Here is a 19,997-nt window from a genome sequence, read left to right as displayed (position 1 = left end):
GGGCCGGGTCTGGCGCGAGCGGCGGTTCGAGCGGCTCATCGGGTGGGGCCGCAGGTGCAGGTTCGAGTTCAGGCGCCGCCGGCGGAGGTGATGCCGGCTCGGCAGGCGAAATGTCGCCGAAGAAAAAGAGGTAAGGGTATTTACCGGCACGCGAGGCTGCACGCCCCGACGGTCGGCGTCCCGCAAGCGCCGGTACGCGCTGCCGCTTTATATGATCTGGCCGGCGGGCGCGCGACAGGGCCGTACGGCCGCCGCTCTAGTAGGTGAGCGCCAGCAGCCGCTGCACGATCGCTCCGAGGCAGACAAGGACCACAAGCAGCTTCAGCAAGTTTGCAAGCCGACCATCCGGGGCAAACCGGTCAATGGCCCAAAAGCAGATCGCCCCGACAACCACAATAATCAGAACGCCGATCAAAACTGAGATAGCGGCCATTGCATTCCTCGTGAACTGCGGCCCTCGACCGGCCGGACCAATTCCCCTTCGCCTTCGGCCCGAGGACCAGTCGGCGGATGGCTTGCCGGCGCGGAGCCGGCTGGCCATTACGTCAGGCAAGATGCCTGACCGCGATCCTGTCGTGCAAGAGTAAAGCGCGGCTTCTGTGGGGAGACTTGGCGGCGCAAGGAGATCACCCCGATCGTCACTTCGGATATTGAACCGAGTTGCGCCTGTCGTCGCAAAGCCGGGATTTGAGCCTGGCGCGTTCCTCTTTAAACGTGCTTTCCGCCTCTATCCGCGGGACGCTGGTCCATGCCGGATGGAGATCAACCGCTCGGATGACCATCATCAAAGTTGCCGTCTCGTGGCGGCTCCAGGCTATACAAGATCAGTTCACGAAGCGCATTCACCTCGAACACGAGGTAGATGAGGAGCAAGAAGATAAAGCTCACGAGAAGATCGACATAGGTCATGACAACAGTCCTCAGATGACGCGGGAGCGGGAGGTCAGCTATCCGCTCCCGCGCCTTCGGCTCCATCCAGGGCACATGGGCACCGAAGCTTCCATCAGCCCCGCCCGCTTTCTGTGGAAGCGGATGCATCAAGCGCGCGAACCCGTTGTCCAGCAAAGCAACTCGTTCTGAAGCGTTCGTGAGCACCGAGCTTTCGTGGGCACGCATCGCGAGATTCTTGTCTCCCGCCACAACCACTCGCGCAAAAAGGACATCCCACGCCTTGGTTTGGGTGCGGGCTTTTTTATTCCCGCATGTATTCCTCCGCCTTGGCCTTTCGTTGGCTTCAAGAGCTCGTGCGCGCTCAAACGTTCCCTTCACCAGCGGAGTCTTCTGCCGGTAGCTCCGGCTCCTTGATGCAGCCTTGCTCTTCTTCCCCAAAATCGCACATCGGTCGGCCACATTTCTTGGCGAACCGTTAACGCGGGTTGAGTGCCCTCTGCTGTAACAATTGAAATCGATCACCCGGCTCAACCGATAGTGATCCTGCGCCACCCGTTTGAGAAACAGCCCGCGGCATCCTCCACGCGCTCACGGCGTTGGGGCCTCCGAACAGGGCGAGGCCGGACAAGATGCGGGGGCCGGGGAGGCCGTATCTTGCCGTTCCCGCTGCGCACAACGACATGGCACGGATCCCCGGAAGGCGTATAATCCTGCGGTTCCTTCGCGCATCATGATCAACATCACGTGGAGGTTGCCATGAAATATGTGCTGCTTGGTAATCTGAGCCCGGAATGGGCGAGCAAGCAATCGGAGCGCATCGGCAAGGCCAAGGCAAAACTCGACAAGCTGGGCATCAAGGTCGAGTCGATCCACTACACGCAGGGCTATTACGATTTCGTCGACATCGTCGATGCCCCGAACGAGGGAGCGATGCTCGCGTTCTCCGTCTGGTACGCCACCCATGGTCTGGGGCGGATCCAGAGTATGCCGGCCTTCGATGCAAAGAGCTTCGAAGCCGCGCTCAAGGACGCGGCGAGCTGAGTGCCGGGTGATGGCTCACGGCATTCCTGCGCGAGCTGCGGCACCCTTCGCGCGCGCAGCAGCAGGGAGCACAGAGCAAGGCAGTCGGGAAGAGTGAAGAGGCTGGCGAAGCTCCTCGTACTGGCGATCTGTTCGATGTGGGCCGCGGGCGTTGCACGCGCATGTCCATGCGATCCCATCTCTCCTGAGGCCGGCTTCAACCGCGCCCAATATGTGTTCACCGGCAAGGTCGTCCAGGCAGATCACCACGCTTGGCTCATTGCGGTCGAGCGCGTGTGGAAGGGCCATGAAAGGCTCACTCGCACCGTCAAGCTGATGGACGTCTACGCAACGCTGGACTGCGAGTTCTCTTTCCAACTCGGACAACGCTACCTCTTTTTCGCGATCCTGGCGAAGGGCGGTCGAGACGTCTTCTATCACCCGCAGGCGTGCAACTGGACGAGGCCGTTGCAGTCGACGCGCGTTCCCTCCGAGGGGAATGGCTCGCTGTGGCTTGAGGACTTCATCGCGCGTGAGTATGGCCCGGGAGAACAACCCCGCGACGAGCGCCCGTGAAGGCGCATGTCGCTAGCTGTACTCCCGACTCTCTGAGATCAAAATCCGATGCTCTATCCGGCTGAGCTACGAGCGCGTGCCGTCCTGGCCGCGGTCGTTTTCCGACCTGATCTTCGAGAACAGCTGGCCACGTGCGGCGATGGTCATTATAGCAATCGCATGCTCGACTTCGCGGCACAATATGAAGCATTTCGGCGACGCGATCCGGCGTGGGATGGCCTGGTGTTCGTGGCGGTCAAGACAACGGGCGTGTACTGCCGGCCGGTTTGCCCGGTGCGAACTCCGCTCTCTCGGAACGTGAAGTTTTATCGCAGTGCCGCCGCCGCAGAACACGCGGGTTTTCGACCGTGCCTCCGCTGTCGGCCGGAGGCCGCTCCATTCTGCCCGGCCTGGAAGGGCACCAGGACGACGATCGAGCGCGCGCTGGCGCTGATCGAAAACGGTGCACTCGATCGAAGCGATGTCGAAGCATTGGCCGATCGTCTCGGCATAGGATCTCGGCACCTCGCGCGCCTGTTTGCCGAGCACCTCGATGCTTCGCCCCTGCAAGTCGCGCTTTCACTTCGCGTTCAACGCGCAAAGCGTCTTCTCGATGAAACCGATCTTCCAATTCCTCTCGTCGCCAGGCGTGCCGGTTTTTCGAGTGCAAGACGCATGAGAGCATGTTTCAGCCGGATCTATGGCCGGTCACCCTCGGCCTTTCGGAAAAGCCTCGCCAAGACGATAACGAGCTGAGCGAGACGGGGTGATATGATGCCGATCAAGACCTTCGGAACGGTGGATGCCGAGACACAGAAAACGATGAGCGGATTGGAATTTGTGCAGGGCCTTGCCAGCGGCACGATTCCTCTCAACACTTTGGCGCAGACCTTGGGGTACGACGTGACCGAAGCTACGCGCGGTCGTGTTGTCGTGACGCTCACTCCAACCTGCGCCCACCTGAATCCAGCCGGCACGGTGCATGGCGGTCTTACGGCGACCCTGCTCGATAGCTGTATGGGGCTCGCGGTCCAATCGACGCTGGAGAGAGGCGTAGCTCAGACGACGCTCGAATTCAAGATTTCGCTTGTGCGCCCAATCACGGCGGAAACCGGCCAGATCAGAGCCGAAGGAGTGGTCTTGAATTGTGGACGCCGCATCGGCACGGCCGAAGGACGTGTCACGGACAACAAGGGTCGATTGCTCGCTCACGGCACAACGACGTGTCTCATTTTTGGGGTTGAGCAGGTTGCAGCACCGTAAGGCTCGCCTGGATGGCGGCCTCTTTAAGCAAACAGCTCGGCGGCCGCCTGCATCAGCTTTACATGCGGCGCCGCTCTCTCGTGCATCAGCAGGCGGCCGCGCTCGATCGCCAGTGTGAGGCGCGGTCGTGCTCCGTAGGCCTAGAGCATTTTCGGTTCTGATTGAATCAGAACCGAAGCTCTAGATTCTTGCCTTGACGCGTTTTCTTCACGCGAACCGGCATCCACTTCGCTCGAAAACGCTCTAGCCGGGTCCCCGACGGCCGTTGCGGTTTATCTGCCGCCTGGTTGCTTGCCGGTAAGGTTGTCAGTGCCCGGACCGACATTTCCTTGGCTGGAAGGATTGGCGGCGCCTCGGCCCGTGCCTGTGGTCATCCCGGGCGTCCTGTTCATTCGATCTGCATCCCTCGCCATGCTCGAGGATGATCCCATCGTGGACTGCTGCCGATACTGCTTTTTCCCCTTCGCATCCGCAGTGAGGCCAGAACCGGCCAGAGCAGCGATGGCAACTGCAATTAACGCAAGTTTCGCCTTCATCACCTAATCTCCTTCTAGAGTGATGCGGCCTAAACCAATTGGTCTGATTGTAGTTCCTACTTGTCGCGCTGCGGTGCTTTCTCATCAGGCTTAGGCCAGGCTGAGAGCAGGGGATGGCCGGGTCGTCCAAAACTGCAGCCCTACATCATCCAAATCGCTGCGGCGAGAACTACAAACCCGACGCACGCGCAAGCCAGGAAACCACGCTCAACGGCATCCATTGACCTCATCCCTATCGCATAGCTAACATGCCTCCGCGCGGCACTAACGCACATTAGCGCATGTAAATCGTGCGCAAAAAAGCTTCAATGCCGGTAGGCTGGGCCGCCAACCTGTGGGGACATTCTTCCGGTGGTCGGCGACGAATTAGATGCAATGGATGGTAGGGTTCTGATCCTACCGCGTGGCTGCAATATGCGTTGTTGGCCTGCGGCTTTAGTACTCACCGAGCATTAGCACCCGATCGAATGCCGCGTCGACCCCATCCATAAACGCCAACGCGAGGGGCAGTGATGGTGCCTCGTAGGTGATGGCGCCGCCAGGGCCGCTCCACATGATCTCGACATGCCAGTGATCGTCGACCCGGGCGATCGACCCGGCCAGCGTATTCGGGGTGCGCTTGATGTTCACCCGATTGTTGTCAACTTGGTCGGTTCGGAAGGTTGTCATGGTTCGGCCCGTCCTTGTCTCGGGCCTCCGCCTAGACTGCGGCCGTATTTAAACTCGCATCCATCTCTGGTGTTCCGAAATCTCGCCAACAGCACATCAAGGGACTTTCTACGCGAACAACTCGGCGCCTTCCGGCGTGATCTTCACGTAGGCGCGGCTCTCGTGCATCCGGAGCCGCCCCGCTCCAAAGTCTGTCTCGGCATTAGCGCGCCGACCATGGCCATATCAACGACGGTTGCGGATTTTTGGCTTGCGGCTGGGCTGTGGGTGGTACCGGCTTTGGCTTCGGCATCTGGGCGACGTTGGCCGAGGGGCGCGGACGCGGCAGGGGTGTTTCGGGCATAACCTTTGGCTCTTCGGGGCTCGCCTTTGGTTCCTCAGGCATCACCTTTGGCGCTGAAGTGTTGGCGATGACGCGCGCGAGTTGCTCTCGGGTGGTGTTGAGGCGCTCGGTGAGCGTCTGGCTTTTGCGCGCCATCTGGATCTGGGTCGCCTTGATCTCGTCGATGATACCCTTGTTACGTGCGATTTCTTCCTGGCCCGCCTTAAGTTGGCTGGCAACATTTTCATTGTCGCGGACCAATGCTTCTTGCCTCACCTGGAGCTGTTCGACCGCTTGCCTCAAGGCAGCCAGATCGCGCGTCATCGGCTGGAGCTGCTGCGCCAAGACGGAATACAGGGCGACGGCAGACGGCGAGGCGTCTGGCGGCGCGACTGCTCCCGGCGGGGCCTGCGCCAGAGGTGCAGGGTCCGAGGGTGTCTTGATCGCCGTATGAGCGGAGGACGACCACCACCAAGCAACACCAATGGATGCTGCCAACAGAGAGCAGATGAGTACCACATGGCGCCAATTCACAAATTGATGGGTGGTTGCCAGCGGGGCCCGAGACGCCTTCACGCTGGTCGGCGTCGAAGCACTGTCTCCCGTTTCGCGCGCCAGGTTCGAAAGCTGCTCCGCGATCTGCCGTTCTGCGAGCCTGTTGTCTAGCGTGGTATCCATTTGGTGCTCCGGATCAAATACAATGGCACCTGCACGTCACGTCCTCTTTTTTGTCAGCTCGCCCTGGAACTGTATTGGCGTTGTTAACACAGCCGAGGAGGCCGAACTATGTTCTCGGCTCGAGCTACGGGCCAAACCGTGACTCGTCATGATCATGCGGCGCGGGCTCCATCAGCTTGTGGGCGGTCTTCTCTGGGGCCGCATAAGGGCGATCGGGGGTGAACTTCAGACCGCTGCCTTGTCTTCCTTGTCGGGGCCGCGCATGACGATCTTCAAGGCGTCGTCGGGCAATGGCCGCTGAAGGGCCTTGACCTCATCCCATGGCGCGCGCAGCCAATTGTCGCGCTCTTCGTCGGTCGTCAGGATCACCGGCATCGCTTTGGGGTGGATCGGCGCCACGACAGCGTTCGGCCGGGTGGTGAGAAAGCCGTAGACCAGGTGGGGGCCGGGGATCGGCTTCGACTTCCTGCCGCGGTCGCCTCTGAATTCGGTCCAGATCCCGGCGAAGCACGTCAGCGGCCGGTCATCATTGAGCGCGAACCAGACCACGTCCTTCTTCTTCGTCTCGGGGTTGGGCTCCGGCGCGTACTCGGCGAAGCTGTTGAAAGGGACCAGGCAGCGGTTCTCCGGCTTCAGCCAGCCGCGCCAGTGCGGCGAGCTGGTATTGCGGATGTTGGTGACGGGCGGGCCGCCGGTGCGCGGCGGTGGCGGCATGCCCCAGCGCCGGCGAGGGCTGCGCCGGGCCCCGGAAGGCCAGCATGCGTTTGTTCCGGGCTTCGCAAGCGAGCCGGTCGGCGGCCTTCCGCGCCTCGGCTCCCTGCTCGGCTGCGGCGCGGACTGACGCGCCGAAAATGCTTTCCCTGGACTTCGTACCCATCCTGTTAGGATCGGGCCCGGCAGACGCCAGAACAAAGATAGCCCGTGCCGGGCAGACATCAACCACTCAGATGACCATCATGAACGGCCACCATCGTGTACAAGGCACGAGACCGAGCGAGTGTGTGTGTCAGCAATCTGGCATTCCCGCCGGACGTGCCGACGCATTTCCAGTGGAGCTGGTTGAGCCAGAAGCGCCAGAACCGGTGGGGCCGGACGTGGTTGAACCCACAGTAGTTTCAGGTGCCTTTTCCGACGCTGATGCACCAGCGGAAGTGGGGTTCTTTTCGCGAATGATGTTGCTGCTTACATCCCAGCATTGCTTGGGCGTGACGCCCTGATCGCGGTTTGCAGTAACGCCCGTTCCTTGTGCGTTTGCGAAGCTGGTGACTGCCAAAAGCGTGGCGCCAAAAACCGAAGCGAAATAGATCGTCTTCATGGTTCTTTCCTCTCATCTTATCAGGACGATACGGTGATCGCGCGCTGTTGTTCCTCAGGAACCCAAATATTCAGCTAGTCAATTTTAGCTCAGCGCCCATGACCATTCTCACTCGCGGCCGACTTGCTCTCGCCATTGAACCAATTGTCGATGGTTGTGGTCGCGACGCTGCACAATTGATGCACCAGCTCCAGCTTTCGGATCAGATGATCGATGCCGCGCGCCGCACAACGCCGTCGGTCCGAAGCCGGCGACGAAATGCGGCGCGACGACGCGAACGAGGGTTGCTAGCCCCATTTGCCGACGGTGCGAGCGGAGCGGGCCTTGAACTGGCGTTTCACCTTGTTGTGTGCCGACGAGCGCGCCAGAAGGCTTCGATCTCGCTAGGTGTGAAATCTATGTGGAAGATGCCCCAAAGAAATATTGATCGTATTTAGATCGAATCGCGCTGCCCGGCCGCGTTCTCGCGCAGCGCGATTCTGAGTGCCGCTATTCGGTTGCAGGGTCATCCGAGACAGGAAGCTCTTTTAAGGCTTCATCAAACAGTTGTTTGGGATCCGGCGTGCTGCTCAGTTCCGGTGTGGCCGCGCTCACGTACTTTTCGAGCAGAGCGCGCCAGAGCATCTGCTCGTTTGGCTTTGAAAGCTTTGCTCGATCTAGCAGTGCTTGGATCGTATTTATGGTGTGCACCACTGACTCCGGCGCATTTCGCTTTCCAAACACCATGGGCACGAACGCAAGTGGGGCCGAGGCCAAGAGGTACCAATGCATTTGGTACGAGGAAATTCCTTTCAGGAATAGGACCTCAGGAAGAGCGAGTGACAGAGCATCGATTACCATCTTGATCACGGTGCCAATGGCCAAGCCGATAGCGAACCTGATCGGATGACCGGCTCCGAGTGATTTCATCAATAGCCGAAGGACAAGACTAGAGGATTCGTTCATGAAGCCGGGCTCCCCACTGCTTCCTGTGGAGATCTAACCCTCTGGGTAGCTTCGGAATGCCTGCGACTCAGACGCAAGCCGGGTGGGAGCCCTCCGGACTTCCCACTTGCGATAATAAAGCTAATCAGTTCGAGCACTTCAAACGGATTATCCGCGAAGACGCCGCGTTTAGTTCGAAGCTTCGTTAACCACGTGAATGCACCGATCACAGTAGCCGACGCGATAACGATGCCAATCGAAACATAGTCTTGGCTGTAAATGCCTTTCGCCAATGGGAGAAGCAATAGAATGACGGCAAACGCTGCTTGAACAATCTGCTTGCGAACAAGAAGGTCCGTAACAAAGGTCGGCTTATCCTCATCGATTCTAATGATTTCGGAATGTTTGCCCTCAATCCAGCCAGCGATACCGGCTGCAGACAAAACGCCGACAATACCTACGATCTTTCCCAGCCATCCTTCGGGATCGAACAGGAGAAAGATCAGCGAAGTCAAAACGCCGGCGACCGTCAGTACGAACCATATTCTGGAAAGCGCCTTTGGTCGCGTTTTGATAAAAATTTTCACCCCAAAAAATCGATTATAAAGCTCAATCTAATCCATGCCGTTGCGCCCCCGTTCAGCGCGTCACGCTAACAACTTGTGGCTGTTTTTGTCCACTGTCGGTCTTGCGCGCTTCAACTTCGCCGGTCTCGGTCGGCGGCTTGCCGATGTCGAACGGGCAGCCGATGCAGTAGCCCTTGTGGACCCCTGAACAGGCAGAGAACGAGTCTGGGAGTTTTTCTGGGACTCTGGGTCCGCTAGACCCCTCTAATGTCCAGTTTGATCCTCTTGTGTTCTCACCGACTCGGGGATGCCCGGAAGGGGTCGCATCGGCAAAAACGTAAGGATTTCCCAGACATTTAGGAGGTGGTTGCGTGGCGCGCTCGGAGAGATTCGAACTCCCGACCCTCGGAATCGAAATCCGATGCTCTATCCAGCTGAGCTACGAGCGCGTGCCGTTCGCGTCGATTATCAGAGTTGGGCCGGAACGGCCAGCGGGGTGGAGCGGGAACGGTGCCCTGCGCACGGCGTCCCGCCCCATCTCGTTTCAGAAACAGGGATGGCGGCGACCATCCTGGCCGATATAGGCCGAGGCGCTCTGGCGGCATTTTACCGTCGCCGGGCCGTCGTAATAGGCGAAGCTGCCGGGCGTCAGGCCCGGGCCGTAATTGTGGAGGTAGCTGATCTGGTAGGGCAGGTGCCAAGCGTGGTGCCGGTGGTGGCGGTAATGGCGGGCGTCGGCCACGCTTGGCGCGGCGGCCAGGGCGGCGAGCACCGCTGCGGCGGCGAACAACTTCAGTCTTGGCATTGTATGTCTCCAGGGCCAGCCGGGCGATTCTGGCCGATCCGGCCCCTCATTTAGCGCGGTTCGCAGGGAAAAACTGCGGGAAATCGGCCACATCACGTCAATTTTTGGCCCTTTCCTGATGCTTAACGGTTTCCCAACACAGTCCGGCCAGAGTTTTGGGGTCTGGTCCGGGCGTTACAGCCGGCTCCGTTTTGAGGCCACCAAGGCTACGCGTCACATTTGTTCATGCGCATCACGCTTCTTGCCCTGGTCTTCCTTGCTCTCGCCGTGGCGCCGGCGCGCGCGGTGCTGCACATCACGCGCGACCATGGCGGCTATGTCGACGAGTACAAGGCCAAGTACAAGCGCATCCGCGACCGCGGCGAGCGCGTCATCATCGACGGCATCTGCAATTCCGCCTGCACGCTGGTGTTCGGCATCGTGCCGATGAACAAGATCTGCGTCACCCCCAGGGCAAGCGTCGGTTTCCACCAGGCCTATTACGACAAGGCCTTCACCTTCGGCATCAAGGTCACGAGTCTCGATGGCACTTCCGACCTGATGTCCTATTACCCGCAGACGGTGAAGGACTGGATCCGCCGCAACGGCGGGCTGACCACCGAAATGAAGAAGATCAAGAACGGCGTCGAACTCTGGAAGATCGTCGATCCCTGCCCGGAAGAGTGGTAGCGCCGGGGCGCTTCGGGCCGTTCGTACACTCCCCAATCCTCAATCGTCATTGTCGGGCTCGCGCTAACGAGTGCCCCGACTTGATGCGCTCCTCATCGCGAGCAGCCGCGCAAGCGGCGTCTCGAGGGATGGGCCACGGTCTCCGTCATTCCGGGGCGTCCGGAGGACGAGCCCGGAATCCATCGGGCCACAGGAGCGAGTGGTGAAATGGATTCCGGGCTCATCGCTGCGCGATGCCCCGGAATGACGGTGGAGAAAAATTCGCCAGCGATTTCATGGTGATTTGCCCTGTCCACTCCTCGCGCAAAAAACATTCCGCTTCCGTCGTCGGGCAAATCAGTGATTTAACTCCGCGCGTCTCAGCGCGGATGAGGGGCGGCTCGCGATCGTCACGAACGTTGCGGTGAGATGCGGTGGACGCGGGTGCTGTGAACGACGAACGCAGCTATCCGTGGACGGCGAAGTCGTGTGGTTCTGGCGCCCCGACGCTGGCGCTAAGTTTTTTGCGCGAAGAGGTTCGCGCGAGAGATGGCGGTGGCAAGAAAGCCCGGTCACCGAGAAGAGCACGAAGTAAGCCTGTAAACCATCGCGCAGGGAAAGCCGGTGTTGCTCCGGTTGACCTGTGGTCCTACCCCCGTGCTTTTTGTTGCACGGGGCCCACGGGTGCAACCGGCACCCGGCTTTCCCTGCGCCCTCACTTCAATGCGAGGGCGAAACGAGACGCAAAGCTCGGGCAATCAATGCCGCGAGAATGCGAACTCACATCCTCTTCCCACACTCCACCGTCATGCCCCGCGCAGGCGGGGCATCCAGTACCCGGCGGCTTCTCGGCTCAAGCACCACTGCCTCTGGAATACTGGATCGTCCGCTTTCGCGGACGATGACCGCGGAGAAGCTGTTTGACATTTGAATCAGAACTCGGCGGCCGTCATTGCGAGGAGCGAAGCGACGAAGCAATCCATCTCACCGCTTGCCGCGCCGTGGATTGCTTCGTGGAGCCTGTCATCGGGCGGCGCTTCGCGCCGACCCGGTGGCTCGCAACGATGCTGTCGTCCCGGCCTTCGTCGGACCGACGCTGACGCGAGGTCCGCGGCCCGCGCTCAGCGCTTCGCCTTCTTTGCTTTCTTGGCCTTCTTTTTCTTGGCGGCTTTCTTCGGCGCCTTCTTGGCCTTCTTTGCCGACTTCTTGGCGGTCTTCTTGCCAGCCTTCTTGGTCTTCGTTGCTTTCTTCTTCTTCGCCGGCGCTACCTTCTTCGCCACCTTCTTGGCGGCCCTTCGCACCTTCTTCACCGTTGTCGCGGCGGCTTCGGTGGTTGCCGTTGCGGCGGCGCCGAGCGTGTCGGTCACCTGGTCGATTACGGGCCTGTCGTCGTCCATGTCATCCCCCAACAGTTGAACGAGACCACAACGATAGCCCGATTCTTGGAAGCGTCAAATCGATGTCGTCATTTGCACACTGCGCACTTCGGCTTAGTCGGCAAGCGCGATCGCTCTGATCCGATGCGCGATTTGAAGGCGGAGAGGGCAATCCGGAGGGAGAAGAAAATGCAAATTGGAATAACTCCATCATGCCCGGCAAAGGACCGGGCATGATGGTCGGGTATCGATGGCGCGAGGTCTTACTTCGGTTGCCCGACGATGCGGATGTAGGGCTTCGGCGCCTTCCAGCCTTCGGGGTAGATCGTCTTGGCCTCGTCGTCGCTGACGGAGCCCGCGATGATGACGTCCTCGCCCTGCTTCCAGTCGGCGGGCGTCGCGACGCGATGCTTGGCGGTGAGCTGCAGCGAGTCGATGACGCGCAGTATCTCCTGGAAGTTGCGGCCGGTGGTCATCGGATAGACCAGCACCAGTTTGATCTTCTTGTCAGGACCGATGATGAAGACATTCCGGACGGTCTGGTTGTCCGCCGGCGTGCGGGTCAGGGGATCGCCGGAGGTCGAGGCGGGCAGCATCTCGTAGAGCTTGGAGACGTTGAAGTCGGTGTCAGCGATCATCGGATAGTTCGGCGCGGCGCCCTGGGTCTCCTCGATGTCAACGGACCATTTGGCGTGGCGGTCGACGGGATCGACGGAAAGGCCCATCAGCTTGACACCGCGCTTATCGAATTCCGGTTTCAGCTTGGCGAGCGCGCCGAGCTCGGTGGTGCAGACCGGCGTGAAATCCTTGGGGTGCGAGAACAGAAGTGCCCAGCTATTGCCGATCCAGTCATGGAATTTAATTTTGCCCTCGGTGGTTTCGGCCTCGAAATCGGGGGCGGTAGCGCCAATCGGGAGTGTCATGGTTTTGCCTCCTGCTATTGAAGTGGCTAAAGAATTTCTTGTTCTCGGTGGGCTGAGATTATAAGCGCTGCAAGGACTTAAGTGAACCACTGTAGCTAAAAGGTGAAATCATTCTCTTTTGTGACGGAACCCCGAGCAATTTCTTTTGATCGGCCTGCCTGCGGCGAAAAAACCCATAGCTCCCGCAAGACCACGGATTTGCCGTTTATGGCCCCCATCTCCGAGCCCAACCTGCTAAGAGGTCCGAACCGTGACGGCTGTCACAGCGACCAATCGGCAACTATGTACAAATGTCGGAACGCCGGTTTCGAATCGGTAACCACTCGTTTACGCCGGCATGGAAATGCTGGACTGAAATAAGGAACTGAGAAGTCTCGCTATGTCTGCCCCTAGTATCGAGGCGACCGATGTCATGGTCGCCCTGCAACCGTCCTGCCGGAAAACTGCCGCCCATGCGCTGACCATCGTACGCGATGGCGTGATCACCGGCGAAGGTCCCACCACCAAGGGCCGCATCCATTTTTCCCGAGCGCTCGATGCCGACGATGCCGCCTGGTGCGCGCGCATCCTGACCGCCTCCGCCGTTGCCCACCAGCCGGTGAGCCGGGAGGAGGTCGCGGCGCTGTTCGAGATCAATGAAGCCGCCGCCGAGCGCAGCGACGACGGTCGTTTCGACGACCTGCTGGCCAAGGCGGTCGCTCATCACGCCGCATCGATGTCCGGCCTGCCGGTGCCGCCGCGCAACGTCGCGCTGTCGCCGGACACCGACATCGAGAGCTGGGCGCCCGCGCACGCCGCCAATATCGACACCAAGGTGCTGGAGTGGATCGCAAGCCAGATGCGTGGCAGCCGCCGCACCAGCCACGCGCTCGCAGCGATGGTCGCCACTTTGGTCGGCGCCGCGGCGCTGCCGCTGGTGCAGCTGCCGAATGTGTTCGATATCGGGCTGGTGTAAGTCACCCGATGAGAAGCGTATGAGCGGCGGGGGCTATTTCCCCGCCGTTTTCTGTTTGCCGCTCTCGACCTCGAGCCCCAGCGTCCGCCCCGGAAAACCGGCGACGTCGAAATAGCGGGTCGAGAGCACGCGCTGGAACTTGATCACGGTGCGCAGCCCGTTGGCGGCGGGCTTCGAGGTGATGGTGCCGTCGGCCATCTTCGGGACGATGCCGTTCGGGAAGGCTTCCGACATCACCCGGCCTTCCAGCCCGCCATTGCCGCTGGTGCGAAGGTCCATCAGCTTGGCGACGGTCATGCCGATATCGGCGTTGCTGACGGGGAGGGGATCGACATAGCCGGATTTGAAGTCAGGTCCGATCGCCGCCATGAAGTTCAGCGTGTCGCCACGGCTGAAGCTGCCGTGCATGCCCTGGCCCTGACGCAGGATGGTGTCGGCAACCTGGACCGAGCAATTGGTCGGCTCCTCGCAGCCCGACGACCAGGAGCGGAAATTGACCACGATCGACGGCGTCGGCGTCACCGCCTTGCCCCTGAGATTGAGCTGGGAAATCGGCAGCGTGCCGGGGAAGCGCCCGAGCCGGTCATCGACAAAGAGGCCGCTGACGTAGTCCTGCTCCAGGAGCGCCTTGATGACGCGCTCGGCGAGCTTCTTGTCGCGCTTCGGCAGATAGATCAGGTCCGACCCGCCATTGGTGGCCACAACCACATCGGGCTTGGCGGGATCCCGGCCGAGCACGCCATTGCCGGCCTTGGGATGGGCGTTGTCGGCGACGCGGGCGTTCTTGTCGTTGGGATCGAACAGCGGCAGGTCGAGCGCCTTCGCAAGGTCGATTGCGACAAAGCCCATCGGCAGGAAATCCTTCGGCGTGTCGTCGTAGGAGACCTTGGCCGAGGGGCTGGTCTTGCTCTCCTTGGAGATCGTCGAGAAGCCATGATCGGCGGAGACGATGATGTTGGTGGAAGAGGCGAGCCCGAGTTCGTCGAGCGCCTTGCGCAATTGCGCGAGGTTGTCGTCGGCGTTCTTGATGCCGGCCATCGAGGTCGGCCCGTTGATGCCGGGCGTGATCGTGTTGAGGCTGTCGCCGGTGTTGTGCTGGCTGCCGTCGGGGTCGCGCGACCAGAACACCAGCACGAACGGCTTGTTGCGCGCCTTGAACATCGGCAGCACCACCTTGGTGGCGACGTCGGCGAAATAGGCCTGCTGGGCGACATTGGCGACGGTGGTGCCGGGCGTCCTGGCGTCGCCGGCCTTGGCGTTGTCGCCGCGGCTGGGCGTCGTCAGCGGCAGGCTGGCCTTGGCGAGGGCATCCTTCACCTCGTCGGACAGCGGAACGCCGCTCTTGCCGCCGGTGGAATCGTCGAAGATGATCGTGTGCTTGCCGCGATCGGTATGGTCGAACAGCAGCGTCGGGCCGACCTTGCCGATGGCCGCGGTGCTGAAACCCTTGTCGCGCGCCATCTTCAGGATGGTCTCTTCGTTGAGATAATCGCCGTTGAAATGCTCGTCGATGTCGGCCAGCACCGCGTCGTTCTCGATGAACGGCACCACTGTGTCGCCGGCGGGCGCCGAAGAATAGCCGGTGTAGATCGTGTTGCTGAAAGTGCCGGTGTCGCCGAGATAGTGGCCGGTCGACATCGCCGAGCTGTTGGCCATGGTGAAGGTCGGAAACAGAGAATGCGCGTTCTTGAAGTTGACACCCTTGTCGCGGATATCGGCCATCGTCGGCGCCGTCTGCGGCGTGACGATACGGGAGCGCAGGCCGTCGGGGATGAACAGGATCACGTTACGTGGCGTATTGTTCTGCGCCGATGCGGCCCCGGCTGCGAGCGTGATCAAGCCTGCCGATAACAACGCAATGGTGCGGCGCATCTTCATGTCCCCCTGTCAGAAGCAGCTTCTGCGATCGATCGTCGCACCCGTTTAGTTTTGCTGTATGACAGAATTGTTACATCAGACCACGATGGCCGTCGAACTGTCGAGTTCGTCTCCCCGGGCGTCCCATGGCGCTCAGTTGTGTGCGGCGCTGGGTAGCCCGGCCCGCTGTTCGGCGGCCTGCTCATCCCGCTGGCCGAACCGTGCATAGAGCGCCGGGAGGACGGCCAGCGTCAGCAGGGTGGCGGTGATCAGGCCGCCGATGACCACCGTTGCCAATGGCTTTTGCACCTCTGCGCCGGTGCCGGTGGCGAACGCCATCGGCACGAATCCGAGCGCCGCCACGAGCGCGGTCATCACGACCGGGCGAAGCCGGGTGAGGGCGCCATTCTCGACGGCCTCTCGCAGCGGCATGCCGTCGTCATGGAGCTTGCGGACCAGGTTCAGCATCACGAGGCCGTTCAATACGGCGACGCCTGACAGCGCGATGAAGCCGACCGCGGCCGAGATCGAGAACGGCATGCCGCGAAGCCAGAGCGCGGCGATGCCGCCAGTGAGCGCGAGCGGCACGGCGCTGAACACCAGCAGCGTATCGCGCGCCGATCCCGTGGCGGCGAGCAGCAGCAGGAAGATCAATGCAAAGCACGCCGGCACGACGATGCCGAGTCTTTGCCGGGCGGCCGCAAGGTTCTCGAACTGTCCGCCCCACCTCATCCAGTACCCGGGCGGTAACTTGACGTGCTGGCCGACCTTGGCCTGAGCTTCCGCGACGACCGAGCCGAGGTCGCGACCGCGGACATTGGCGGTGATGACGATGCGCCGCTTGCCGTTCTCGCGGCTGATCTGGTTCGGTCCCTCGGTGAAGGAGAAGCGCGCCAGCCGGTTGAGCGGCAGGCTCTGGACCGGCGAGTTGGGCGTTGCTCTGGGCAGCGCCACCGGAAGATTGCCGAGCGCCTCGAGGTCGGATCGCAAGCCTTCCGGCAGCCTCACGACGATGTCGAACCGACGGTCGCCCTCGAACACGACGCCTGCCTCCTGGCCGCCAACTGCGGCGCCGATCACGTCCTGCACCGCTGCTGCGCTCAGACCGCGGCGAGCGATCGCGGCTCGGTCGACCCTGATGTCGAGGACGGGAAGGCCGCCGGCCTGCTCCACCTTCACATCGGTCGCCCCGTGCACCGAGCGCAGGATTGAGGCCACCTCGTTGGCCGCCTTCAGCATCGGCTCGAACTCGTCGCCGAACACCTTGATGGCGATGTCGCCGCGCGCACCCGCCAGCAGTTCGTTGAAGCGCATCTGGATCGGTTGGGTGAACTCATAGATGTTTCCGGGAACGCGATTGACAGCCTTTGCGATCTGCTCGACCAGTTCCTCCTTCCTCATCGAGGGATTCGGCCATTGATCGCGCCGCTTCAGCATGATGAAGGTATCGGACGCGTTCGGCGGCATCGGGTCGCTCGCGACCTCGGCCGTGCCGGTCTTGGAAAAGACGAAGGCGACCTGCGGCAGACGGCTGACGGCATTCTCGACCGCAAGCTGCATCGCCTGCGATTGCGATAGCGCAGTGCTGGGAATCCGCAGCGCATGCATGGCGATGTTCTTCTCGTCCAGCGACGGGATGAACTCCTGTCCGAGGCGCGTGAAGCCCGCGAGTGCAGCGGCGAACAGCACGGCTGCCGTTGCGACGACGGGCAGGGGGGCCGCAATCGCATAGCGTAGCAGCGGCCGGTACAGCCGCTTCAGGGCGGCAACGAGCCAGCTTTCATGCTCCTGAACGCGCCCAGTGACCGCGATGGCGATCGCGGCGGGAACGAACGTCAGCGACAGCACGAATGCCGACGCCAATGCCAGGATCACGGTCACGGCCATCGGCGTGAACATCTTGCCTTCGACCCCGGTGAAGGTGAGGAGCGGCACGTAAACCAGGAGGATGATGGCCTGGCCGTACAGGCTCGGGCGGATCATCTCGACCGCAGAGGCGCGCACCGTGGCCAGCCGCTCGTCGCGGGAGAGGGCGCGCCCAAGTTCGCGCTGGCGCTCCGCCAGATGGCGCAGGCTGTTCTCGGTGATGATGACGGCGCCATCGACGATCAGGCCGAAATCGAGTGCGCCCAGGCTCATCAGATTGGCGCTGATGCGGCCCTGCCACATGCCGATAGCGGTCATCAGCATCGCCACGGGAATCACCAGCGCAGTGATCAGTGCTGCGCGAAAATTGCCCAACAGCACGAACAACACGGCTATGACCAGCAGTGCACCCTCGCCGAGATTGGTCGCTACCGTCGCGACGGTGGCGTCGACCAGTTGGGTGCGGTCGAGCACGGTCGTGACCTCGACACCGGGCGGCAGCGTCGGCGCGATCTCGCGCAGCCGCGCATCGACCGCCGACGACACGGTGCGGCTGTTGGCGCCGATCAGCATCAGCGCCGTGCCGACCACCACCTCACGGCCGTTCTCGCTGGCGCTGCCCGTGCGGCTCTCGCCGCCGATCGTCAGCGTCGCGATGTCGCGGATTCGCACCGGCACGCCGCCTCGCGTGGTGACGACGATGGCGCCGAGCTCCTCGATGTTCTCGATGCGCCCGCCGGAGCGCACGACGAAGCCCTCGCCATTCTTTTCGATGTAGCGCGCGCCCCGGCTGACATTATTGGTTTCGATCGCGTTAGCCACATCGGCAAAGGTCAGGCCGAGCGCGATCAGCTTCGCCGCATCCGGATGGACCTGGTACTGCTTGAGATAGCCGCCGATCGTATCGACGCCGGCAACGCCGGGAACAGTCTTGATCTGCGGCCTGATGATCCAGTCCTGCACGGTGCGCAAATAGGCGCTCCTCTCGATCTCGCCCTTGAGCCGTGCCCCGTCGCTGGTGACAAAGCTGCCGTCGCGCTGCAGGCCCGGCGTGCCGTCGGCCTCGACCGCTTCGTCGGCGAAGCGGACGCTCCACATGTAGATCTCGCCGAGCCCGGTCGAGATCGGACCGATCCGCGGCTCGATGCCCTGCGGCAAGCGCGCGCGGATCTCGGCGAGGCGTTCGCTGACCTGCTGGCGCGCAAAGTAGATATCGGTGGCTTCGCTGAAGACCGCGGTCACCTGCGAAAAACCGTTGCGCGACAGTGAGCGCGTGCTCTCCAGGCCCGGCGCGCCCGCGAGCGCTGTCTCGACGGGAAAGGTGACCTGCTTTTCGATTTCGAGCGGCGACAGCGCATGGGCCGTGGTGTTGATCTGCACCTGCTTGTTGGTGATGTCGGGCACCGCATCGATCGAGACTTTCGTCAGCGCGAAGCCGCCGAGCGCCATGACGATGGCGCAGAGCGCGACGATCACCCAGCGGCGCTGAATGGAGAAGCCGATGATCGCTTCAATCATGGCCGTGCTCCGCCTCGGCCTTTTCCAACTCGGCTTTGAGCGTGAATGTGTTGGCGACGGCGATGGTCTCTCCCGGCGCAAGTCCGTTCACGATCTCGATGTCGTCATCATCCTCGCGGCCGGTACGCACTTGTCGCGCCTCAAACCCGTCGGCATTGCGCACGAATACGGTCGCGCTGCCCTTGACCGTCTGCAGCGCTTTCTTCGAGACGATCACCTTGGAGGGTTCACCGCCGAGCGGCACTTCCGCGGTCACGAAAGTGCCGGGCCTCCATCGGTGATCCCGGTTCGGCAGGGTTGCGATGACGCGGGCGTTGCGGGTCTCGCGATCGAGCAGGGGGCTCACAAAGATCACCCGTGCGACCGCTTCATCGTCGCTGCCGATGGCGCGGATCGTGACCAATCCATCCTCGCGCACGGCGGCGATGTCTTCGGGAGAGACGGCGAGATCGACCCAGATATCGTCGAGATTGACGATGACGAACAGCTCGCTTTCCTGGCCCTCGCGGCCTATCAGCCCGCCGAGGTCGACGCGCCGCTCCGACACGCGACCCGAGATCGGCGCACGCAAATACTGTTCGCGCAGGTTTTCCGGCGGCTGGTTCGGGAGGTCGGCGATCTCGCTCTCTGACAGCCCCAGCGCGAACAGTTTTTGCCTGGCGCCGTCGAGCTTGATGCGAGCATCATTGGCGTTCAACTGGGCGCGCAGGAATTCATTTTCCGACATGGCCCGGCTCTCGACCAGCGTTTTCTGCTTGTTGTAGAGCGTCTGCTGCAGATCGTTGGTCAGCCGCGCGGCGAGGTATTGGCTCTTGGCATCCGCGACCTCCCGGCTTTCGATGACGGCGACGATCTCGCCTTTTTCGACATTGTCGCCCAGGCGCTTGCGCAGTTCCGCGACCGTCGCCAGCACGCGCACGGAGACGCGGCCGATATGGTCAGCGTCGGGAATAAGCGAGCCTGGCGCCAGGAAGTGGCGCTTGAGCGTACCCCCTGCGACCGGAGCCAGCGTTATCCCGGCATCCCTGATCTGCTCGTCGCTCAGCGCGATGCGCTCGGTTCCGTGATCTTCGGTTTCGGCTTTTGCCACTCCGCCCGTCGCCGTTTCCAGGTGCGCATGCGTGCCCGACAGCGGCCAATGTGACCAAATCGCGATACCGAGGCCGCCGACGATGATGCCGGCAACGAAAAGAAGAATCCGTCTCATATGTGCCTTCCCACCGCGCGCGGGTCCGAAGCCCCGCGCTGCCGTCATTGCAATCTGTGCAAGCAAGACCCGCTGCCGGAAGGCAGCGGCCAGATCGGTCATG

At 61.8% G+C, this 19,997-nt stretch carries 20 protein-coding genes, 1 tRNA gene and 1 pseudogene; 6 read left to right on the top strand and 16 right to left on the bottom strand.

What is annotated here, in order from left to right:
• Positions 1 to 256: 256 nt before the first annotated feature.
• Both I6F35_RS10175 and I6F35_RS10170 read right to left on the bottom strand, forming a co-directional pair.
• Positions 257 to 433 (bottom strand): hypothetical protein, encoded by a 177-nt coding sequence (locus I6F35_RS10175; RefSeq protein ID WP_225117500.1) that lies wholly within the window; start codon positions 431 to 433, stop codon positions 257 to 259.
• A gap of 329 nt (positions 434 to 762) precedes the next feature.
• The gene (locus I6F35_RS10170; RefSeq protein WP_225117499.1) at positions 763 to 1,422 is read right to left on the bottom strand and encodes a hypothetical protein; all 660 of its coding nucleotides are present in this window, start codon (positions 1,420 to 1,422) and stop codon (positions 763 to 765) included.
• Positions 1,423 to 1,647: 225 nt separating this feature from the next.
• Between I6F35_RS10170 and I6F35_RS10165 the strand changes: the two genes are divergently transcribed.
• The 4 genes from I6F35_RS10165 to I6F35_RS10150 all read left to right on the top strand — a co-directional run bounded on the left by I6F35_RS10165 (position 1,648) and on the right by I6F35_RS10150 (position 3,729).
• A complete protein-coding gene (locus I6F35_RS10165; RefSeq protein WP_225117498.1) occupies positions 1,648 to 1,932 on the top strand; it encodes a GYD domain-containing protein in 285 nt (94 codons plus the stop codon).
• A gap of 93 nt (positions 1,933 to 2,025) precedes the next feature.
• Complete coding sequence (locus I6F35_RS10160) at positions 2,026 to 2,487, top strand: hypothetical protein (RefSeq protein ID WP_225117497.1); 462 nt, start codon at positions 2,026 to 2,028, stop codon at positions 2,485 to 2,487.
• 159 nt (positions 2,488 to 2,646) lie between these two features.
• A complete protein-coding gene (locus I6F35_RS10155; RefSeq protein ID WP_225117526.1) occupies positions 2,647 to 3,222 on the top strand; it encodes an Ada metal-binding domain-containing protein in 576 nt (191 codons plus the stop codon).
• 18 nt (positions 3,223 to 3,240) lie between these two features.
• Complete coding sequence (locus I6F35_RS10150; protein ID WP_225117496.1) at positions 3,241 to 3,729, top strand: PaaI family thioesterase; 489 nt, start codon at positions 3,241 to 3,243, stop codon at positions 3,727 to 3,729.
• 272 nt (positions 3,730 to 4,001) lie between these two features.
• Here the strand turns inward: I6F35_RS10150 and I6F35_RS10145 are convergent, their stop codons facing one another.
• The 9 genes and pseudogenes from I6F35_RS10145 to I6F35_RS10105 all read right to left on the bottom strand — a co-directional run bounded on the left by I6F35_RS10145 (position 4,002) and on the right by I6F35_RS10105 (position 9,544).
• Complete coding sequence (locus I6F35_RS10145; RefSeq protein WP_225117495.1) at positions 4,002 to 4,265, bottom strand: hypothetical protein; 264 nt, start codon at positions 4,263 to 4,265, stop codon at positions 4,002 to 4,004.
• Positions 4,266 to 4,700: 435 nt separating this feature from the next.
• A complete protein-coding gene (locus I6F35_RS10140) occupies positions 4,701 to 4,934 on the bottom strand; it encodes a hypothetical protein (protein ID WP_225117494.1) in 234 nt (77 codons plus the stop codon).
• A gap of 202 nt (positions 4,935 to 5,136) precedes the next feature.
• Positions 5,137 to 5,934: a hypothetical protein gene (locus tag I6F35_RS10135; protein WP_225117493.1), complete on the bottom strand. Its 798-nt coding sequence runs from the start codon at positions 5,932 to 5,934 to the stop codon at positions 5,137 to 5,139.
• A gap of 225 nt (positions 5,935 to 6,159) precedes the next feature.
• A pseudogene (locus I6F35_RS10130) lies at positions 6,160 to 6,657 on the bottom strand (SOS response-associated peptidase family protein); the annotation flags it as partial.
• A gap of 283 nt (positions 6,658 to 6,940) precedes the next feature.
• Positions 6,941 to 7,249 (bottom strand): hypothetical protein, encoded by a 309-nt coding sequence (locus I6F35_RS10125; protein ID WP_225117492.1) that lies wholly within the window; start codon positions 7,247 to 7,249, stop codon positions 6,941 to 6,943.
• 489 nt (positions 7,250 to 7,738) lie between these two features.
• Positions 7,739 to 8,194, bottom strand: a complete 456-nt coding sequence (locus I6F35_RS10120) for a hypothetical protein (RefSeq protein WP_225117491.1) — start codon at positions 8,192 to 8,194, stop codon at positions 7,739 to 7,741.
• Positions 8,191 to 8,760: a hypothetical protein gene (locus I6F35_RS10115; RefSeq protein WP_225117490.1), complete on the bottom strand. Its 570-nt coding sequence runs from the start codon at positions 8,758 to 8,760 to the stop codon at positions 8,191 to 8,193. The genes I6F35_RS10120 and I6F35_RS10115 overlap by 4 nt, the downstream gene beginning before the upstream one ends.
• A gap of 351 nt (positions 8,761 to 9,111) precedes the next feature.
• A tRNA-Arg gene (locus I6F35_RS10110) sits at positions 9,112 to 9,188 on the bottom strand.
• 95 nt (positions 9,189 to 9,283) lie between these two features.
• Entirely contained in the window at positions 9,284 to 9,544 is a 261-nt protein-coding gene (locus I6F35_RS10105; protein WP_225117489.1) for a hypothetical protein, read from the bottom strand.
• A 225-nt stretch (positions 9,545 to 9,769) separates the two neighbouring features.
• On the opposite strand from I6F35_RS10105, the gene I6F35_RS10100 reads away from it, so the two are divergent.
• A complete protein-coding gene (locus I6F35_RS10100; protein ID WP_225117488.1) occupies positions 9,770 to 10,213 on the top strand; it encodes a hypothetical protein in 444 nt (147 codons plus the stop codon).
• A 1,100-nt stretch (positions 10,214 to 11,313) separates the two neighbouring features.
• On the opposite strand, the gene I6F35_RS10095 is transcribed toward I6F35_RS10100, so the two are convergent.
• Together I6F35_RS10095 and I6F35_RS10090 are read right to left on the bottom strand one after the other, a co-directional pair.
• Positions 11,314 to 11,589, bottom strand: a complete 276-nt coding sequence (locus I6F35_RS10095) for a hypothetical protein (protein WP_225117487.1) — start codon at positions 11,587 to 11,589, stop codon at positions 11,314 to 11,316.
• 242 nt (positions 11,590 to 11,831) lie between these two features.
• Positions 11,832 to 12,491: a peroxiredoxin gene (locus I6F35_RS10090; RefSeq protein WP_225117486.1), complete on the bottom strand. Its 660-nt coding sequence runs from the start codon at positions 12,489 to 12,491 to the stop codon at positions 11,832 to 11,834.
• 412 nt (positions 12,492 to 12,903) lie between these two features.
• On the opposite strand from I6F35_RS10090, the gene I6F35_RS10085 reads away from it, so the two are divergent.
• Positions 12,904 to 13,446: a hypothetical protein gene (locus I6F35_RS10085; protein ID WP_225117525.1), complete on the top strand. Its 543-nt coding sequence runs from the start codon at positions 12,904 to 12,906 to the stop codon at positions 13,444 to 13,446.
• Between the two features lie 33 nt (positions 13,447 to 13,479).
• On the opposite strand, the gene I6F35_RS10080 is transcribed toward I6F35_RS10085, so the two are convergent.
• The 3 genes from I6F35_RS10080 to I6F35_RS10070 all read right to left on the bottom strand — a co-directional run bounded on the left by I6F35_RS10080 (position 13,480) and on the right by I6F35_RS10070 (position 19,894).
• Positions 13,480 to 15,318, bottom strand: a complete 1,839-nt coding sequence (locus I6F35_RS10080) for a nucleotide pyrophosphatase/phosphodiesterase family protein (RefSeq protein ID WP_225117485.1) — start codon at positions 15,316 to 15,318, stop codon at positions 13,480 to 13,482.
• 138 nt (positions 15,319 to 15,456) lie between these two features.
• Entirely contained in the window at positions 15,457 to 18,687 is a 3,231-nt protein-coding gene (locus I6F35_RS10075; protein WP_225117484.1) for a CusA/CzcA family heavy metal efflux RND transporter, read from the bottom strand.
• Positions 18,680 to 19,894 carry an efflux RND transporter periplasmic adaptor subunit gene (locus I6F35_RS10070; RefSeq protein WP_225117483.1) on the bottom strand — a complete coding sequence of 405 codons (1,215 nt, stop codon included), beginning with the start codon at positions 19,892 to 19,894 and terminating at the stop codon, positions 18,680 to 18,682. Before I6F35_RS10070 ends, I6F35_RS10075 begins: the two co-directional genes overlap by 8 nt.
• Positions 19,895 to 19,997 lie beyond the last annotated feature (103 nt).

Source organism: Bradyrhizobium sp. BRP22 (assembly GCF_020194175.1).
GTDB lineage: Bacteria > Pseudomonadota > Alphaproteobacteria > Rhizobiales > Xanthobacteraceae > Bradyrhizobium.
Note: the sequence above shows the minus strand (reverse complement) of the source record. Positions and strands in the feature narration are given on the sequence as shown.